The organism is Streptomyces sp. NPDC051133, assembly GCF_040682635.1.
Lineage (GTDB): Bacteria > Actinomycetota > Actinomycetes > Streptomycetales > Streptomycetaceae > Streptomyces.
On sequence record NZ_JBFBBK010000258.1, the window covers coordinates 1 to 1,087 of the forward strand.

Consider the following 1,087-nt stretch of genomic DNA (forward strand, 5'->3'; position numbering starts at 1 on the left):
TCGGCTTCGGCTTCGGCTTCGGCTTCGGCTTCGGCTTCGGGAGGAGCGTCGCAGCTCTCCGTGAGATGGATCTTGTATCCGCACCAGAACAGGTCCTCGCCTTTCGCCGCCCAGCGCGCGTCCGGGTCGTACGGAGAGGCGAGGCGCAGATGACCGGGCGGGACGCCGTCCTGCTCGGCCTCCCGCTTACGGATCACCTCCCGTCCCCGGGCGTCGGTGGTGACCAGATACGTTTGCACCACGATCTGCCGCAGCAGCGCGACCGGCTCCAGGGTCCGCACCACCGGCGGCGCCGTCGGTGCCCACGCCGCCCGTAGCAAGGCGAGGGCGTCCTGCCCGAATACCGTGGCCAGCCGGTCCCGCTTGACCTTCGAGGACGGCAGCTTCCAGCCGTCCACCCGCTCGCCGTAGCGCAGGGCGAGCTCGGGCACATTCACCGTCTCGGCCAGCCACGCGGGGGCGACGACCGCCAAGGCTTCCAGCGCCGCGCGCACCGACTCCCCCGCCAACTCCAGCCGGTTCAGGTCCCGCACGGCGCTGATCACGTGTGTGGAGTCCGTGCGCTGCTTGCCTCCGGCACCGGCCAGGCCCTGTTCGCGGCACCAGTCCAGGAGACGGTCGAAGACCAGACGTTCCATGCCGTGCTCGACCAGCCGCGCCCGAAACCGGGCCAGAACGCTGTCGTCGAAGCCGGTCGCGCCCAGCTCCATCCCCATGGCGTACTTCCAGTCGATGGCGCGGACCGCCATCGCCGCAGCGTGCCGATCGGTCAGGTCCTCGGTGAACTGCAGCACCGTGACCAGCGACAACAGGGCAGGCGACAAACCCGGGGCGCCCCGGACCCCGAACGCGTCCGCGAACGGCTCGTCCGCGAAGATCTCCCCGAGGCGGTCCCGCACACTCATCGCCAGTGAGCCCCTCGGGAACGCCGACCGCGCCACCCGGACCGTCTCCTCCGGAATCTCCGGTAAGCCCTTGACCTGCAACGACACCGAACCACCCCCTGCGGCCCTACGACAAGACACTGACCGCAGAAGCGATCATCCCCCAACCGCCATGCTCGTACGCCGAATTGCGCAGCAGAGTC

1 protein-coding gene is annotated in these 1,087 nt (G+C 69.7%); it reads right to left on the bottom strand.

The window, feature by feature from the left end; all coding sequences use genetic code 11:
* Positions 1-905: transposase (locus tag AB0N17_RS46870; protein ID WP_366017753.1), on the bottom strand; the 905-nt coding region annotated here is incomplete at its 3' end.
* Positions 906-1,087: the final 182 nt, after the last annotated feature.